General features: G+C 27.4%; 1 protein-coding gene. It reads left to right on the forward strand.

The genetic code is table 11. From position 1 onward, the window contains the following. Positions 1-70 precede the first annotated feature (70 nt). Positions 71-423: YetF domain-containing protein (locus ACF91D_RS32120; RefSeq protein ID WP_392438758.1), on the forward strand; the 353-nt coding region annotated here is incomplete at its 3' end.

Genomic DNA, 423 nt, shown 5'->3' on the forward strand with positions numbered 1-423 from the left:
CTTTAATCATTAAAAACTAAGAAAAGCTTATTCTAATAAAAAGACACTAAATAGTTTAAGAGGTGGTAAAGTGTTAACTTTCCAGATGGTAATAAAACTTACAATTGGATTTATCTTTTTATTAATTATAATACGATTGCTAGGAAAAAGAAATCTACCCCAATTAGCTCCTGGTGATATAGTCTATTTTATGGTATTTGGCGGAATATTAGAAGGAAGTATATACGATAATAATATCAAAGTTTGGCAAGTATTGATTGGTTTATTAACCTGGGCATTAATCATTTTTATAACTGAATTATTAGAAGCTAAATCTAAAAAAGCAAGAAAGTGGCTTAGAGGAGAAGCCTGTATTTTAATTAATGAAGGGAAAGTGAAACATCATTATCTAAAATCTAATAGGCTAGAAATAGAACAAATTAT

Source organism: Staphylococcus sp. 231237_7MaSpsaltlick (genome assembly GCF_043107035.1).